Consider the following 17,062-nt stretch of genomic DNA (forward strand, 5'->3'; position numbering starts at 1 on the left):
TAAATCCTCCTCAAATTAATCTTTACTACTTTCAAGTGCTTGATAGAGCTCATCAGCTGAAGGTTTAATAATTTGTCGAGATATTTTTCCGTCTTTTAAAATGAGTGCTCTGTCAGTTTTTGAAGCCAACTCAATATCATGAGTGACCATAAGAACACATTTTCCTTGACTCGCTAAATTACGAAGTGTTTCAAAAATAAGTTTTCTTGAGACGCTGTCCAGAGCTCCTGTTGGCTCATCAGCAAAAATAATTTTACTATCAGCTATTATTGCACGAGTAATAGCCACTTTTTGCTGTTCTCCACCTGATAAGGTAGCAACTAATGATGATAGTTCTGCTTTAAAATTCAAACTATCCAACATTTTTTTTACTTTATTTCTATCAACACTCTTTCCTGAGAGTCTCAGAGGAAGTGTAACATTTTCTAGTACAGGTAGAGCGGGTACCAGATTATAGTTTTGAAAAATAATTGCAATATCTTGCCTTCTAAATTTAGCAAGCTTCCCTTCTTTTAAGGTATATGGATTTATACCATTGATAACAACTTCGCCACTTGTTGGTTCAGATAAACTTGATAAGCAACTTAGCAAAGTAGACTTTCCAGAACCACTGACACCAAGTATTGATACAAATTCCCCGTAATTGACAGATAAAGAAACATCTTTCAAAATAGAGACAGTTTTGTCTTGCCCTAACAAAAATTCTTTTGAAAGGTTTGAGACTTTAACAGCTACATTATTAACCATAATAAATCCTCCTGATTCCAGTGTCATCTTTGATTTAATTATACAAATTGGAATTCTATTAATATTAAGTAAGTAACTTATGAAACGTATTTTTAATGGATAAAATTTCTATTTCCTCTGGATCTCGAATAAAGGTTTTTAGCGAACTAAGAATTTTTTCTATTACCATAATAGTATCATAAATGAGGCTTGATTGAAAGCGTAAACATAGCTTTGTTAAGTGATACAACTATTCTATACAAAATTTAAACATAAAACTTAGGTATACTTAATAAATGAGAATTTAAGTTAGCTATAACTAAGATAGTAGCATATGTAAAACTCTAAGCAGGCAGAGCCTGCTAACTCATGACAGAAAAAGATGTTTAGCCTATAGTGCTGGCATTAAAAAATCCTCACACATCACGCAAGGAAATCGCTAAATAAAACAGGCTTTGACCATGTCGGGATTAATTGCAGCACATTCCAAGGATCCAGCTTTTTCTTTTTTTTATAATAGAATTTCCCAAAGAGTAAGCAAGATGAAGGCCGTCATTGCTTATGCTCATAAGATTCTCAGAATCATTTACAAACTACTTTCCGCCAAGCATACTTATCAAAAAGAGAAGGGGCTAGGACTGAGGAAACAGTTCTAACGCCAAAACTAAAAAATTTCAATTACACGCTAGTACAGGAATTGATTTTTTACGCTTTCTTACTGTTTTTTCAAATAAACAAAGTATAAATTTCTAATTATCTTTTTATATTTTCTTAAATGCTCGTAAAGCCTTATTCTATGTGCTTTCGAGTATTTTTACTGTAGGAAGATACTTCACGTTTCTTTGCATATTTCCTCATGTCTTAGCTGTCAGAAGTGGTAAATAAGTAGTAAATTCATTTGTACTACTAAGCAACAAGACGCTCCTGTTGCTTCTCTTTATTCAAGCGTTTCATCTCTGACATTGCGGAATCAAATGTTGCGTGTGCGTAATAGTTCAGCGTCATGGCTATATTAGCATGTCCCATAATGTACTGTAATGCCTTTGGATTCATTCCTGCATTTGCATAGTTGGTACAGAATGTATGTCGCAAACTATGTGGAGTGATGTGTGGCAATTTATCCTCGTTATACTTATTGTATTTCTTAACAAGACCTTTCATCATGCCGTTGTAATCACTTGCCACTTTTGGATAGTTCTTTCTATTAAGAAAGAGGAAATCACTATATCCATCAATCTCAACACGCTTATCATTCTTTCGATTCGCTAACACTCGCTTAAATGCTTGATAGGCTTCTTCAACCATAGGAACTTGACGTTCGCCACTTTTGGTCTTTGGTGTTTCAATGTAGTACCCAATTTCAGTATCTCTCAATAGCTGATGGTCTATATTGACAAGACGATTCTCAAAATCTAAATCTGGAAGTGTCAAACCACCAAACTCTGAAATACGAAGACCTGTTTTTAAGAGTATCAGAATTTCATCATAATTTTTGCTGTAGGTTTTATCAGCTTTTGCAAAGGCTAACAGTTTTTCTTCCTGTTCTTCTGTTAGTACGGTCTTAGGGACAGTATCATCATCAAGAACTGCTTTCAGTTGAAAGTCAAATGGATTCTTCCGAACACAATCATCTTGTATAGCAATATAGAATGAAGCCTTTAAAGAACGTTTGTAGTTATTGATGGTTTGATAAGCATAACCATTTTCACTCATTCTAATAGCCCATTCTTTAGCGTCTGATGGCTTAATACTGTCAATACTTCTTACACCTAACTTGTCTTTCTTCAAAATATCCATAAGATATTTGCGTCCAGTTTCAGTGTTTTTTCTAACCTTTGGTCTTTGAGCGTTCTGTTTTGCGTAAAGCTGGCAGAGTGTCATTTTCTTTCCTACAACATCAATACCATCATGAATGTCTTTCTGTAACTCTGCGATTTTCTCTCTAAGTGAGATACAATCACGCTTTCCTGCTGGTACTCGGTCTGTAGCCACAAGTTTCCACGAGTAAACAAATTGCGGTTCTCCAAATGAATCTATATATTTGTATAAGTATCTTCCGTCTTTTCGTTGGCTCTCTCCAGTCTTTAAGATTCGACCTTTATTGTCACGTCTTTTTTCTGACATGGCATTTGCTCCTTTCCTTTATGGAAAGAGCCTTGATACGACTTAATACTATTTTATCATATACAAGACCCTTTGGCGACGCTAGATTGCGTCCAATGTATCTATAATTTTTTCAAATTGTTTTCGTTTAATCTGAATACGATTGCCATTCATAATCAGCCAATTTGCATTTTTATTTTCCTCTGCCAAGCGTCGTAGCTTGTTTTCGCCAATACGAAAATATTTTGACGCTTCTTCAATGGTTAGGGTATAACGTTCCCAAATAGGAATGTCAGGCTGCTTCATAAAATCCTCCTTTCCAAATCACTTATTTGGATTTCATAAAAGTTGTTTTACCAGCAATCGAACAGCTTTAGCAAAGCTCACGGGAGTTCCACCCCTGCATGGTTCTCATGTAGCCATACTCATTGCCTGCGACGGTTTTATCACGCTCGGACTATTGACTGTATGGGAGTATCATTATCACGATAAGAATGTCGTTGCAGGCAATCCTGCTAAAGATTGCTTCTCGGATCACTAACATGAATCGCTCGCTATCTTTATAAGATAGGTCATGGCGGTTAGTTCCGTTGGCTCTTTTCTTATCGAAACGTATTCGATTACTTTTATTCAGTTTTCAAAGAACAATGGCTCGTTAGCCTATCAAAACACATTGAAAGCTCAATATGCTTTGGTGGAATAACAAACCTCCCTGTTCGGGAAGCGTGGAATGGTTTAGCACGCTTCCACGAAAGGAGAGAGGATATTACTTAATTTCAAATGACAAAATCTTTGTAATCAGTCTGGTTTCCATTCTTCCACGTAAGACTTCATCAACGACCATACTTTGATTGCCATATTCATCTTTCATAAGTCGTAGGGAACGCTTCGTTATGTACCCTCTGTAATGATGTAGAATCTGGTTAATCGCTTCGGTATCGCCATCTGTTGCCTTTACAATGAGAGGAAAGGGAATCATAGGATATTGTGTTTTCATTCTTCAAATTCCTCCATAAACTTTTTAATTAAGGCTAGTCCACTGGTTCTATGCCGATAGACAGTAGAACGGTTCAATTTCAACAGGTCTGCAATTTCTGAATCGCTCATGTCCATAAAGTAAAACAGCAGTAGAATTTCACGTTTCTTGTCTGGCAACTCACGTAATGCTTCACTCAACAAATCATTTTCAACGCCTACTGATAACCCATTGAGTGTAAAAATCTGAAAGTCAGTTGAATAGTTATCTGTTGTCGCAAACTGGCTAACAAGATAATCGCCAACATCCGAAAAGGACACCTCACGCTTTGCAATCCTTGAAAGATAAAGCATATAATTCTTTCGCTCGTCTTCCATAGCACGTTTACAGATATAGTCAAACTGATTTTCTATTGTGGTCTGAAAAGAAGATGGTTTCATGTTTCTCACCCCCTTTCTGTCTAGGAAAGGAAGTGAGCCTTGCTCGTTTATCTCCTTTCACTCTTAGTCCCAATGTGAAAGGGGGATTTGTTGCATTACTGATAAATAAACTTTGTAAAAAAGTTCTGAATAGCCAAAAAAGCATATAAACAGATTTATTTCTCTGTTTACATGCTTCTGTTATTCTATCTATATGATTTATAAAACCACATTGGTGGACGTACTTATCTATTGCAGATAGACGACTTTTTTTGACAAGAACCCAATGTAAGGAAATTTATTGTATATGATGTACTTCATGGCGACGTTGACCTCCAACAAACCGCCATTTGGAAGTAATATACAATATTTTAACAGCGTAAATAGCACTACCATATAACGGTTTTTTTTATTGGCGTTTAGTAGTGCTTTTTATTAAATATAAACCTATAAACCATATAACACGTTTTTCTATACCTGTTTTTAATTCAGTAGGAACAATAAAATGTATAGAGGTGGTCTACTATGCGTAAAAAAGAAGATAAATATGATTTTAGAGCCTTTGGTTTAGCCATTAAAGAAGCTCGATTGAAACGAGGTTTAACTCGTGAACAAGTGGGAGCATTGATTGAAATTGACCCACGGTACTTAACTAATATTGAAAATAAAGGGCAACACCCCAGCATACAAGTTCTTTATGACCTTGTATCGTTACTTCATGTTTCCGTTGATGAATTTTTCTTACCTGGGGTCCCGAGCGCTTAGTGGGAATTTGTATCGATAAGGGGTACAAATTCCCACTAAACCAATGTTTCAAGGCCTATTTATTTTTTATATTCAATTCTCTTAAGTGTTTAGGAATAGATAACAAGTCAAATTTATACTCTCCAAGAAAAGTGATATGCTCCCAATTAATAGGAGATACATGCTTCATATACTTAGTTACTTCGGGATCTATTTTGACGAGATAATTATAAGCTGCTTGTAAGTAGACGGCGTTCCATATACTTATTGCATTTATTAACACATTAAGCGCACTAGCACTTTGAAGTTGTCGGCGAATATCGCGCTCCATAAATTTTCCGCGTCGCCCAAAAAATAGTTCTCTAGCTAAAGCATTAATCGCTTCTGTCTTATTTAGTCCATGAGTGATCCTTCGCCGTAGCTCACTATCTGTAATATAATCTATCATAAAAATGCTCTTTTCAATGCGACCTAGTTCTCTCAGTGCAAGAGCTACTCTATTCTTACGTGCGTATGAGCCTAGCTTTCCTAATAGTAAAGAACTAGATACTTTTCCTGTTTGAATCGAATAGGCGATTCGTTTAATTTCATCATAGTTTTCTTCAATAATTTTTACATTGATTTTTCCGCTTATATCTTCTGATAAGTTAGGGTAGTAGGAAGGTGATTTGATAGAAAATAATTGTGATTTTTTTATATTTCTGATGCGAGGTTCAAAATCAAAGCCTAGTAATGCGGTCATTCCAAACACCTGATCAGAATACCCATTTGTATCAGTAAAATGTTCCTCAATATCTAGATCTGTTTCATGATAAAGTAGGCCATCAAGGGTATGAGTAGCTTCCCTTGTATTAGTTGAAGCAACCTCGATATGATGAGTCGTATGCCTATCATTTATTGATCGAATCATTGTAGCTCCTTTTTCCATACTTTTGTAATGTGGATTAACATCGGATTTTAGAGCTGAGACGCCCACTGGGACGCGCATTCCGTCTGAAGCAGTGGTTTTTCCTTCACCCCAAAAGTCTGCAACAGGAAGCTTTAACTGATAATTAACCAAAACAGATTGAGCACGAGTCAGAGCTTCTTTATAAAAGCGCCATTGTTTGGCATTGGCTAACTGAGAATAAGAAATTCCAGGAGTTGATTGGGCCATTTTTTCAAGACCAATATTCATCCCTAAACCCAGCAAAGCAGCAAAAATAATTTTTCTTTCTTGTTCACTCGGCGGTTTCCCTGTAGAATCATGACTAAATTCTTGTGAAAAGTTGGTCCAACTGTCCACCTCAATTAAAAGATCACTAAGCCTTATCTTAGGAATTATTGAATAAAGTTTTTTTCTATATATTTCTGCTTCGCTAGGTGTAACTTTTTCCAACTTTTTAAGGTTTGCTCTTGAAATTCTCTTATCAACTGTCGAATAAAATTGAAGCTGTAAATCTAAAATTATTTCCCGATCCTTTAAATAGTCCTCAAACGTGTCTGGAATAGTTTCTGAATCAATACAAGCAGATAAATCAACTAAGTAATCATCAATATTTCGATGGATCATACTTCCTTCAACTGAAATATCTCCTGATCGAATATTGTTCTTTAGCTCGGTGAAAGCTACTAACTCATAGTAAGACCGATCTATTTTCCCCTCTTCTGGCCGAACAAGGCTTTTCCATTTTTTACTCACAAAATCAGTAGAAGTATCTGCCGGTATTTTTCTTTTACCACTATTGTGTAAATCAGTTAGTTGAGTTAGGGCCATGAGGACTGGATTTGCTGCCGGAGTTGCTTTGAACGAAAGGGTCCTCAATAACATTGGCGTGTATCTTCGGAGGTAATTAGCTTTATTTCGAACCATTTCTAAATAGCCATGATTTTTATTACCTGTAATTTTTTTAGCTTCTTCTCCATCTTGTACTAAATCTTCCCAAGGCATGATTCGTTCAATTTCGTCAAAAGGATTACTATCATTATCTTTTGCAAAGTGAAGAGCATCAATTAAAGAAGCATAATGTTCCAATTTTTTAGTAGCCAATTTTCCTTTTTCTTTTAACTGTTCTTGTGAATCACGTGTCCCTTTGCGTTTAATACTTGCTAAAATGCGGTCATTAATCTCAATCAGTTGATCGATCAGATATTGATGATGATTGACTAAAAAAGCAATAAGTAAAGAGTATCTTTTTTCAAGCTCAAAACGGGAGAAGTCATATGCATCATAATTTTCCCCTAGTCTAGCTAGCTGAAGAAACCTGTTCCGATTAATATGGGAGACATTAATTGTCCCGAGTCCCATGGAAGCAATCACTTCCACTTTTTTACAAATACTCATAAAGCTTTCTGGATTTGCCTTACCTGGAATGTCTTTTAGCCAAGCGAGTTTAGTTATTTTCGTCTCTTCATAAATTTGAAACAAACTCTCTAGTTTTTCAATTTGTATATCTGTTAATGAACAGAGTAATATTGAAAATAAGTTGTTTTCTGCTTTATCTCGACAGCGGCTTATAATGTCTTCAAGTGTAGCTATAGATGGAAAAATAATTCTTTTTCGAGTTAAGAAATCAATTGTTTTTTTCATTAGATAGATAGAGTCATCATTTTCTAAAGCTAGTTCAATTAAATATTCTATTAACTGTTTTTGTGTATTAGCACTACCGAATCGATGATAGTTGAATACTTCTAAGATCTCGTTGAAGTGATTTGCACGTGTATTTCTATGATCATATGAATTTAAATCAATTGCATCAAGATGGAGCTGTCGACTCACATAAGAAGTTAGTCTGGTTGATTTAATCGGCCAATTACTTAAAGAACACCCAGGATACCGGGCCAAACAAAGTTGTATCGCAAATCCTAGTTTATTGACCTTTCCACGGTGTTGATTAATAACCTCCAGATCATAATCAGAAAAACTAAAATACGCTTTAAAATCCTCTTCTGATAAGTGGTCTACAGAAAGAAGTTGTTCACGCTGTGAAGTAGTTAAAATTCTTTTCATAGCCATATCTTAAGCATTCCTTTTATTGAGGTAACGGTAAAAGGTTGTTTTGCTTAATTTAGAGGCATCAAGAATTTGACGAATAGAATACTCTTTGCTGTCATACATTTTTAAAGCTAAATCAATTGATAGCTTACCTTTACTTGGACGGCCCCCTTTTTTTCCTCGGACTCTGGCTGCCTTAAGACCAGAGTTAGTTCGTTCAATAATAATATCCCGTTCCAGTTCTGCTAAACTAGCCATAACTCGGAAAAAGAATCTTCCCATAGACGTTGAAGTATCTACGTTATCTTGAATAGATATAAAATTGACACTAAGTTCTTCAAATAATTCAGAAAGTTCAATCAAATGTTTAGTTGATCGTGAAATTCGATCTAACTTGTAAATGACAACAGAATCTCCTTCACGTAGTAGGTTGATCATTTCTTCTAATTGCGGTCGGTCTTTTTTCGCACCAGTTACTTTTTCTTGAAATAATTTATCAATTCCATAATGAGTAAGTGCATCAATTTGTAAACTAAGATTTTGATCATCCGTACTCACTCGAGCATAGCCAAAAATCATAAAAAAACCTCCTTAATTTTATAATTTAAATGTACCATAACTCATTAAGTATAACTATATAGGAACTATGAAAAAGGAACGGATTTTGGTACTTGATTTACTTAAAAAACATTTAGAAAAAGCAGGAAAATGAAAAGGTACCATAAACGGTCGTTTATGGTACCATTCAAATTTATCCTTATTGTACAAAATAACAGCGAAATTTTTAAATCTATTCCTTATCGATACAAATTCCCCGTAGGCGCTAGGGACCTCTTTAGCTCCTTGGAAGCTGTCAGTAGTATACCTAATAATTTATCTACATTCCCTTTAGTAACGTGTAACTTTCCAAATTTACAAAAGCGACTCATAGAATTATTTCCTCCCGTTAAATAATAGATAACTATTAAAAATAGACAATACTTGCTCATAAGTAACGGTACTTAAATTGTTTACTTTGGCGTGTTTCATTGCTTGATGAAACTGATTTTTAGTAAACAGTTGACGATATTCTCGATTGACCCATTTTGAAACAAAGTACGTATATAGCTTCCAATATTTATCTGGAACATCTGTGGTATGGCGGGTAAGTTTTATTAAGACACTGTTTACTTTTGGTTTAGGATGAAAGCATTCCGCTGGCAGCTTAAGCAATTGCTGAATCGAGACTTGAGTGTGCAAGAGCAACCCTAGTGTTCGGTGAATATCCAAGGTACGCTTGTAGAATCCTTCTTCAACAATCAGATAGATGTCAGACGCATGGCTTTCAAAAACCACTTTTTTAATAATTTGTGTGCTTAAATGGTAAGGAATATTCCCAACAATTTTATACCTCTGTTTGTTAGGGAATTGAAACTGTAGAATATCTTGGTGAATTAAAGTGACACGAATGTTCAGTTTTAATTTTTCTGACGATAAGTTGAATAGATGACTGTCTAATTCAATAGACGTTACCTGTTTACTTATTTTAGCCAGTTTCGTCGTTAAATGCCCTTTACCTGTTCCAATTTCGTAAACGGTATCGGTTTCTTTTAAATTCAATTGTTTTATTATTTGGTTGAGTACTTTTTCACTCGTTAAAAAGTTTTGAGAATATTTTATATTTTTGTTCATGTGATCACTCCTGAAGTGATTACATCTATAAATAAATACAGAAGTTAAACGATTTGTTTGTAATTTTAGTTATCTGTTTAAAAAGTCATAAGATTAGTCACTGGTAGGAATTAATCTAACGTATTTATTTATCTGCGTAATCACTGTTTTTAGTCTGTTTCAAAACAGTAGATGTTTTATCTACATTACGCATTTGGAATACCAACATGACGAATCCCTCCTTCTTAATTACAAATTTTTAGCATCTAATTTAACTTCAATTCCTATTATACAAAATTTTAAGATAATGCACAATCAACACACTCTTAAGTTTGCTTCTAAGTCTTATTTCCATAACTTTAGGGTTAACCATACGCAAGACCAATCACTCTCGGACAATACTCATGATTTTAATGATAAAATCCATGTTAAACCCATAGATAAGAAATACACCTGCAATAACCGTTACCTGTTTGTGCCAATTTAAAAATGCACCACTTTTTTATAATTAAAACGGTTGAAAACTGTACCACTAATAACTCACAATAGAGAGATGTCACCGTCAAGTTAAATGTACAAAATAACAGCGAAATTTTTAAATCTATTTCTTATCGATACAAATTCCTCGTAGGCGCTCGGGACCCCTACCTGCTAATAACTTGGTAAAAAGCACCCGACGATTACAGATAGAGAAATACATGGATAGCTTTACAGACAAAGAACTATCCTTAATGGAATCTTTAGCCAGCGGTATCAACGAAGCAAGAAACATCGAAGACTAATTAAAAGAATCCATACATAACGGAAAGAGCCGATAAAATGAGATTGTATTAATCTCATTTTATCGGCTCTGCGTCTTTGCGTCTGGCTCTGTAATCACAGTTACTTTGAACTGCTTTATTTCAATTAAATTTTCTTGTCTGCATTTCGGACAATAGAGGGGGAATTTTTTTAATTCAGTATCTTCCCTTATCTTTAATCGTGTTTTATTTCCACATACAGGACACAATATCCACTTGTAGTTTATAATAACTATCTCCTCCTTTACACTTTAATTCAAATCTTTATTAAAGAATATTTCATCTTATTTAACAAGAAACCATATTTATATAACAACATAAAATACACTAAGTTATTTTATTGAACATATATCGTACTTTATCTATCCGACTATTTGGACGACGGGGCTGGCAAACAGGTTCACCGGTAGTAACATGGTACCCTTTTAACTCTGTTAAACAAACACTACGTCCATTTGTAAAGAAAGTTAAATCACTACGATATTCTTGAATACACCGAGCAGGGATTTCTCCACTAAGAATGACCTCATTATTTTTCAATTGAGTGTCTACGATGTTCGCACAATATTTAGGAGCATCGTTGTATGCTCGTGAAAGATATTCCTGTGGCGCATAAATTTTAAAACTAAGATATGGCTCTAACAATTCTGTTCCAGCTTTTTTTAAGACTTGTTCCAATACAATAGGAGCAAGCATCCGAAAATCTGCTGGGGTACTAACAGGGCTATAGTATAAGCCATACTTAAAACAGATTTTACAGTCCGTCACATTCCAACCATACAATCCTTGTTCACAGCCATAGCGTATCCCCTCCATAACTGCATTTTGAAACGATTGATTTAAGTATCCAAGAGAAACCGAGCTCTCATACTGTACTCCGCTCCCTAATGGAAGCTGTGCTACAGATATACCAATGGAAGCCCAGAAAGGATTCGGTGGAACTTCGATGTGAATGGTATACTCTGCTTTTTTTAACGGTCTTTCCATATAAATGACTGTAGGCTCTTTTATTTCTATCTCCACATGATACTTTTCTTGCAGCAGAGCACAAGTCACTTCCATTTGTACTTTCCCTAAGAAAGAAAGTATGATTTCATGTGTCGCAGAATCCACATAATATCGCAGAAGCGGGTCACTGTCGGAGATTTCTAAAAGTGCATCAAGTAACATTTCCCTTTGTTGAGGTTTGCTCGGTTCAACAGTCGTTTGCAGCAGAGGGAGGGGATTTTCAATTCTCTCTCTCTGTGGCAATAGCTTTGTATCTCCAAGAACACTATTTAACTTCAAAAACTCATTCTGCAAAATAACAATTTCCCCGGAATAAGCCTTATCAATTTTACATAATTCACCATTTATTGAAGTATACATTTCTGTAATTTTTATTTTTTCCTTTTCCGATATTCTAACCGAATCTCGCAAATGCAGTACGCCACTATAAAGACGTATATATGCAAGACGCTGTCTTTTTTCCGAATACTCAATTTTGAAAACTTTTCCGCAAAGTTCAGACTGACCTCGATGTGTTGATGAATAAAATTTATTCGTAATCACTTCTATAAGGTTATCAATCCCTATATTGTTTTTTGCACTTCCGTGATAAAGAGGGAACAGAGAACAATTCTGAAATCTTATGCTTTCCTCTTGTTCGAGTTCCAATGCTTCTAATGATTTACCGGACATATATTTCTCTAAAAGGTCATCGTTTCCCTCTATTACCGTATCCCATTGTTCAGATTCGGTAAAGTTCGTCACACACATATTAGGATACAGTTCTACCTTCTGTTTGATTACAATTTCGGCAGAAAGTTTCTCTTTAATATCCTGATAAACCGTTGATAAATCAATTCCATTTTGGTCAATCTTATTGATAAAAAAGATTGTGGGAATCCCCATTTTCCTAAGTGCATGAAATAATATACGAGTTTGTGCTTGTACGCCATCTTTTGCAGAAATCAGTAGAATTGCCCCATCTAAAACTGATAATGAACGATATACTTCTGCTAAGAAATCCATATGTCCTGGCGTGTCTATGATGTTCACCTTCGTATTTTCCCACTGAAAAGAGGTTATTCCTGTCTGAATTGTAATTCCTCTCTGACGTTCTAAAAGCGTATTATCCGTCCTCGTTGTACCTTTGTCCACGCTTCCTAATTCTGTAATCGCTCCACTGTTATATAATAAGCTTTCTGTTAAGGTAGTTTTTCCTGCATCAACATGAGCTAAAACTCCAATATTAATAATTTTCATGTAATTTTCCTCCATTCAAAAACCCAAAAGGGCATAAAAAGCATACAGATATTCTCCGGATACTTTAGAATCACATGATAAAGGTATTCTTAAACTGGGTACAAAAAACTAAGCCCTCCTAAAAAAGGACATCCAATTATTTGTTCCCACTATCAAATTGACAGTTTATTTAAGAATACCTTGCCGCATATTTATTAACTCCTTTTAAATAGATACTTAAATAATAGCACGTAAGAGCATATTTGTCAAGGAATCTCCAATTTTTTATCAAAGAGAGTACGTGATTACAAAATAGCTGTAATAATGTACCAATATTTGTTATTCTATAATCTTCCAATTACTCCCGTTCTTTTCAAGTACCAAATCAAATTGAGATACCTGCGTTGCTTTGGTCTGCTGGTCGATATACTCCACTGTCAGCGATACCGTGACTTGATTATCCTTACGATTGTAAATAGGATTTACCAGTTCTTGAAAGATGTACTCTTTTCCGATTGGTTTTAATATCCCGTCATTCACATAGTAGGAAAGTTCACTGGCTGTCGCTGTAGGATAGAGCTTGAAGAACGTCGTTAAAAACTCATTGATTTCATTGGTTGTAATGGAATCAACCGTCCCCTCACTTTCAATGGCTTTTGGTTTATAACTTGATTTCTTAGGTATGTTGGTAATGGTCGGATTCTTAACCAGTACCATATTTCCAGTACTGTCTACATAGACACTCACTATATAAGCAGAGTGGACGGTCTTTGTATTTTCCCCCTCTGTAATGAGTTGGTCTACACTGTAGGTTACATCAAATTGATTGTCGCCATCTGCTTCTACCGTCCATATCTGAAATCCTTTTACAGAAGACGATACAGGAATATCTTTACGAACTGTATCGACATTCAGAGCTTGAAGTTCCTCTGTCAGATATGCTTTCAGGTTTTCTATGCGATTATCAATGGACTTGTCGTTTAGTTCCCATGAATAGTAGACTTTCGCAAAGTTCTCTACAAAATTTTCCACATGATGAGTATCGACATATTCCTTTTCTATGATGGTGGTTTCATGAATGGTATGGGTATCAATGGCTGTAAAGTGCTTGAATATCGCAAAGCTGAAACTAAGTCCTAAAAGTACCCATAGGACAATCACAACCTTTTTACGAGGATTGACCTTATAGACACGAGGTTTCTTTTCCTTTGGTGTCTGTTTTTCTGTATTCTGATTTTTTCCGAATTTCATCATTGAATCGTCCTTTCTTATTGTTTGATTCGTCCTGCTCCCACTAAATGCTGTTGCCAGTAAGAGCTTGTTAAGTCGGCATAACCGATAGGGTCGCCTGCATGAAACATACGGTTATCGCCTAAATAAATCCCGATATGAGTAATATAAGAGCCAGCGTTATAGGTAGAATGAAAGAAAACCAAATCGCCGGCTTTTGCTTCCAATAATGGGATATGCCGGGTTACATCATATTGCTGTTGTGCTGTTCGTGGTAAGTTGATTCCAGCTTTTCCATACGTCCATTGTGTCAGTCCGCTACAATCAAAAGAGGTAGTCGGGGAAGCTCCGCCATAGACATACTTCCAGCCTTCAAATTTCAGAGCTTCGTCCATGATGGCTTGTACTGTATCATCATTAAACTCTGTTGTGACAAGATACTGCGTTACCAGTTGCACATAAAACATATTCCCGTAATTGTATCGCCAGCCCCCATTGATAGGTATGGCTATGGGATTGGGGTAAGACACTTTTTCGTCACCCGAATACTCTTTTGAGAAACTTTGAGCCAGTTCAAAGGTATATTTATTCCCACGATTAGCCACATATCCTAAGAAACCACCACCATAATTGTAGGACTGGATAACCGATTCTAAATCTACACCAAGCCTTTCGCTACTGGCTAATAACTCACTGAAATACTTCACACCTTGCTTAATGGATTCTTCTGTACTCAATGAATTAGGTGGAAGACCGAGGGATTCCGAGGACTGCATAACATCTTCTGCTGTACCACCCGATTCCACCTGTATAATCGCAAGAAGTATGTTGACATATTCTTCAACGCCATATTCTTTGGCATATTTTTCTACCATAGGCTTATGAGCCAGCACTTCTGCGGAAACATTCACACCTCCATAATGAATATTGGAAATTCCGCTGTCCTGTTCATCTGAAAATAAAATGGCAACAAACAGAAGCAGTGAGAAGACCATCAAGAATAATCCAGAACCACCAATCACTAAAGTTTTCAACTTCATGGTTTCTTACCGACTTTCTTAATGGTGGCGGTTTTGATTGGTGGTCTACTTCTTGTATTTTGTAGTGGTACTCTTTGAACAGTAGACGGACGTTCTTTTGTGATTGGACGTTGTGAAGTTCTATCTGCTGTAGTGGTTGAAGTTGCTGGCTTTTGAACGGTTTTTTCTTGAACGGTATTGCCTTGGCGTTCCACTTTTGGACTTGAAAAATCGGACTTAACTGCTGGACGCTCTTGTTTGGCTTGTTGAGATTCCTTATATGAAGTCTGAATATTAGACTGTTTTGAGGTCTGTTCATCATGATATTGTTCTTGTCTTGTAGTCGGTCTTTCATGAACAGAAGAAGCAGGCTGTTTTTTCTGTTTGACCTGTTCCATTTCAGAGCGACGCTTCGCAATGGTTTTTCGCCTTTGTTCCTGCTGTTCCTTGCGTCCACTGGCTCTGTCCGCTTTGGTTTGAGAAATACTACTGGTTAAATCACGGACATTCTCTTTTACTTTGGATTTTCCTTGATATACTGCATATCTTGCATTGGTCGGCAAATCTTTAACCTGTTCTTTCAAACCACTAGCAGTGTCTACCATTCTGTCTTTGGTATCAGCTACTGTACCGATGGTTTGACCGATACGTTTTCCAAGTGTTGATTTTTCCTTTCCGTCTGGTCGGGAGTGATCTGCTTGTGTCCTTGCAGAACTCCCCGAACCCGACTGTCCTTTTTTACCTGTAACAATGGCAGACCCAGCCCCTAGAGTAGTCATGGAACGTCCAAGTTTCCGCTGTAGACGGTGCATGTGAGCGTGCATAAGCATACGAGGTTTTCTCATCACACGACTTCCCACACTTTGAGAATCGTTACTCTGTAGAGAAAACATACTCATTAAATCGCCCAGCTTGAAGTAGATTCCTGCAAAGGTCACAATCTGTAGAAAAGCAATCAAAAAGAACGGATAACCAGCCGATAAGGTATAGAGCATGGTTGAAATACTAAATGCTGTCGTAATAATCAATGTGATTCCAGCTCGTGTCAAAATGGTATTAAAGAGCTTTGTTATGGCTCGTTTTGACATACCATCAAATGATGGAATCATGCTTAAAATAAAGCTCACAGGCAGAAACATAGCATAGATGATAAAAAGTACCTGCGAGAAAATCATGATTCCTGTTAATAGGAATACAAATATGGAAATCCCAATATTGAAGACAAATAGGAAGAAGACTGTACCTAAACGGTTAATGGTCTTTGTAATGGTTAGATTGGTATTGCTTCTGTCTTCAATTTCTTCCGCAACAATTTTTTCTCTGTCTTCGCCATTGTTGGAATCTGGGCTGGTGGAGAGCAGGCTTTCCACACGGTCAATACCGATACTTTCAATGTCTGAACTGTTGTATTGAAGCAGTAGCCACGGTTGCTGAACCTGTATGGAAAACAGGCTATCTCTGATTAAGTCCACGCTGTCCTTGCCTTGACTATCGGAATGGGGCATGACAATCTTCGTGCCAAGTGATAAACTGGCATTACTGATGTCTGATGAAAAGTCATTGATTTTTTTAATGTAGTCGGGAGCGTAGGCAATAAAGGAAGCCGATAGGATAAACACCAGCACAAAATTCATAATGGCATGAATTGCCTTTGTGGTTTCTCTCTTTATCAGTCCCGTATAGGCAACATAAACCCCAAGAACCAAAATCAAGAGTAAGAGGAATCCAACATAGAAACCCTCTGTTGAAAATCCGTTTGCACTCACACCAGCTAAGGTCTGCATATTCTTACCAATGGAATCTGCTGTAGCGGAAATGAAGTCTAAGGAATAGGCTTCCTGTACTAAGTAACCTGTCGCATTGGAAACATACAAACTGATTGTCCAAATAAAATTGGTAATGGCATATAGTCCATACATGACCTGTTTTCCAATCCCGTCCGACCAGTTCCACGGAAGCCAGCCCCAGCTATTATCCACATAAAAATCCAGTTGATAGTTTTCAAGTGGGTATCGGCTGTATTCATTTGCCACATTGACCGTATCATCTACCAAGCCCGCAGCTTGAACCACCGTTCCCAGCATGGCTAAAAGAAAAATGGCAATCACAAGTGTGAAAGCCACTGTCATTGCCACTTTACCTAGACGTTTCAGCGTCCAGTTTGATTTTATTCTGTTTACTATTGATGGTTTCAC

Annotated in this window: 15 protein-coding genes and 3 pseudogenes; 3 read left to right on the forward strand and 15 right to left on the reverse strand. The window is 36.4% G+C overall.

Annotation, left to right across the window (positions count from 1 at the left end; genetic code table 11):
* Positions 1 to 15 precede the first annotated feature (15 nt).
* The 3 genes from HT701_RS00060 to HT701_RS00070 all read right to left on the reverse strand — a co-directional run bounded on the left by HT701_RS00060 (position 16) and on the right by HT701_RS00070 (position 3,135).
* Entirely contained in the window at positions 16 to 747 is a 732-nt protein-coding gene (locus tag HT701_RS00060; RefSeq protein WP_000247939.1) for an ABC transporter ATP-binding protein, read from the reverse strand.
* Between the two features lie 885 nt (positions 748 to 1,632).
* Entirely contained in the window at positions 1,633 to 2,850 is a 1,218-nt protein-coding gene (locus tag HT701_RS00065) for a tyrosine-type recombinase/integrase (RefSeq protein ID WP_033607237.1), read from the reverse strand.
* Positions 2,851 to 2,931: 81 nt separating this feature from the next.
* Positions 2,932 to 3,135: an excisionase gene (locus HT701_RS00070; RefSeq protein ID WP_050264650.1), complete on the reverse strand. Its 204-nt coding sequence runs from the start codon at positions 3,133 to 3,135 to the stop codon at positions 2,932 to 2,934.
* Here HT701_RS00070 and HT701_RS11290 point away from each other — a divergent pair.
* Positions 3,119 to 3,370, forward strand: a complete 252-nt coding sequence (locus HT701_RS11290) for a hypothetical protein (RefSeq protein WP_078839139.1) — start codon at positions 3,119 to 3,121, stop codon at positions 3,368 to 3,370. The genes HT701_RS00070 and HT701_RS11290 overlap by 17 nt on opposite strands.
* 225 nt (positions 3,371 to 3,595) lie before the next feature.
* On the opposite strand, the gene HT701_RS00075 is transcribed toward HT701_RS11290, so the two are convergent.
* Complete coding sequence (locus HT701_RS00075) at positions 3,596 to 3,826, reverse strand: helix-turn-helix domain-containing protein (protein WP_000857133.1); 231 nt, start codon at positions 3,824 to 3,826, stop codon at positions 3,596 to 3,598.
* A complete protein-coding gene (locus tag HT701_RS00080; protein WP_000804885.1) occupies positions 3,823 to 4,245 on the reverse strand; it encodes a sigma-70 family RNA polymerase sigma factor in 423 nt (140 codons plus the stop codon). The genes HT701_RS00075 and HT701_RS00080 overlap by 4 nt, the downstream gene beginning before the upstream one ends.
* A 504-nt stretch (positions 4,246 to 4,749) precedes the next feature.
* Here HT701_RS00080 and HT701_RS00085 point away from each other — a divergent pair.
* Positions 4,750 to 4,971, forward strand: a pseudogene (locus tag HT701_RS00085) (helix-turn-helix transcriptional regulator); the annotation flags it as partial.
* Positions 4,972 to 5,044: 73 nt separating this feature from the next.
* Here HT701_RS00085 and HT701_RS00090 read toward each other — a convergent pair.
* The 5 genes and pseudogenes from HT701_RS00090 to HT701_RS11685 form a co-directional block, all read right to left on the reverse strand.
* Entirely contained in the window at positions 5,045 to 7,963 is a 2,919-nt protein-coding gene (locus HT701_RS00090) for a Tn3 family transposase (protein WP_001240982.1), read from the reverse strand.
* A gap of 3 nt (positions 7,964 to 7,966) precedes the next feature.
* Positions 7,967 to 8,521, reverse strand: a complete 555-nt coding sequence (locus tag HT701_RS00095) for a recombinase family protein (protein WP_000576156.1) — start codon at positions 8,519 to 8,521, stop codon at positions 7,967 to 7,969.
* Positions 8,522 to 8,875: 354 nt separating this feature from the next.
* On the reverse strand, positions 8,876 to 9,613 hold the full coding sequence (gene erm(B), locus HT701_RS00100; protein ID WP_001038790.1) for a 23S rRNA (adenine(2058)-N(6))-methyltransferase Erm(B): 738 nt from the start codon (positions 9,611 to 9,613) through the stop codon (positions 8,876 to 8,878).
* 124 nt (positions 9,614 to 9,737) lie between these two features.
* The gene (locus HT701_RS00105; RefSeq protein WP_001814874.1) at positions 9,738 to 9,821 is read right to left on the reverse strand and encodes a 23S rRNA methyltransferase attenuation leader peptide; all 84 of its coding nucleotides are present in this window, start codon (positions 9,819 to 9,821) and stop codon (positions 9,738 to 9,740) included.
* A 48-nt stretch (positions 9,822 to 9,869) separates the two neighbouring features.
* Positions 9,870 to 9,953, reverse strand: a pseudogene (locus HT701_RS11685) (MLS leader peptide); the annotation flags it as partial.
* Between the two features lie 283 nt (positions 9,954 to 10,236).
* Between HT701_RS11685 and HT701_RS00110 the strand changes: the two are divergent.
* Positions 10,237 to 10,374, forward strand: a pseudogene (locus tag HT701_RS00110) (XRE family transcriptional regulator); the annotation flags it as partial.
* Between the two features lie 59 nt (positions 10,375 to 10,433).
* Here the strand turns inward: HT701_RS00110 and HT701_RS00115 are convergent.
* The 5 genes from HT701_RS00115 to HT701_RS00135 all read right to left on the reverse strand — a co-directional run bounded on the left by HT701_RS00115 (position 10,434) and on the right by HT701_RS00135 (position 17,062).
* Positions 10,434 to 10,601 (reverse strand): cysteine-rich KTR domain-containing protein, encoded by a 168-nt coding sequence (locus tag HT701_RS00115; RefSeq protein WP_000336323.1) that lies wholly within the window; start codon positions 10,599 to 10,601, stop codon positions 10,434 to 10,436.
* Between the two features lie 118 nt (positions 10,602 to 10,719).
* Positions 10,720 to 12,639, reverse strand: coding sequence for a tetracycline resistance ribosomal protection protein Tet(M) (gene tet(M), locus HT701_RS00120; RefSeq protein WP_172931062.1), 1,920 nt, complete (start codon positions 12,637 to 12,639; stop codon positions 10,720 to 10,722).
* A 318-nt stretch (positions 12,640 to 12,957) separates the two neighbouring features.
* Entirely contained in the window at positions 12,958 to 13,872 is a 915-nt protein-coding gene (locus HT701_RS00125; RefSeq protein ID WP_172931063.1) for a conjugal transfer protein, read from the reverse strand.
* Between the two features lie 14 nt (positions 13,873 to 13,886).
* Entirely contained in the window at positions 13,887 to 14,888 is a 1,002-nt protein-coding gene (locus tag HT701_RS00130) for a bifunctional lysozyme/C40 family peptidase (RefSeq protein WP_172931064.1), read from the reverse strand.
* Positions 14,885 to 17,062 (reverse strand): membrane protein, encoded by a 2,178-nt coding sequence (locus tag HT701_RS00135; protein WP_000804748.1) that lies wholly within the window; start codon positions 17,060 to 17,062, stop codon positions 14,885 to 14,887. Before HT701_RS00135 ends, HT701_RS00130 begins: the two co-directional genes overlap by 4 nt.

Source organism: Streptococcus sp. 10824, assembly GCF_013276595.1.
Classification (GTDB): domain Bacteria; phylum Bacillota; class Bacilli; order Lactobacillales; family Streptococcaceae; genus Streptococcus; species Streptococcus pseudopneumoniae.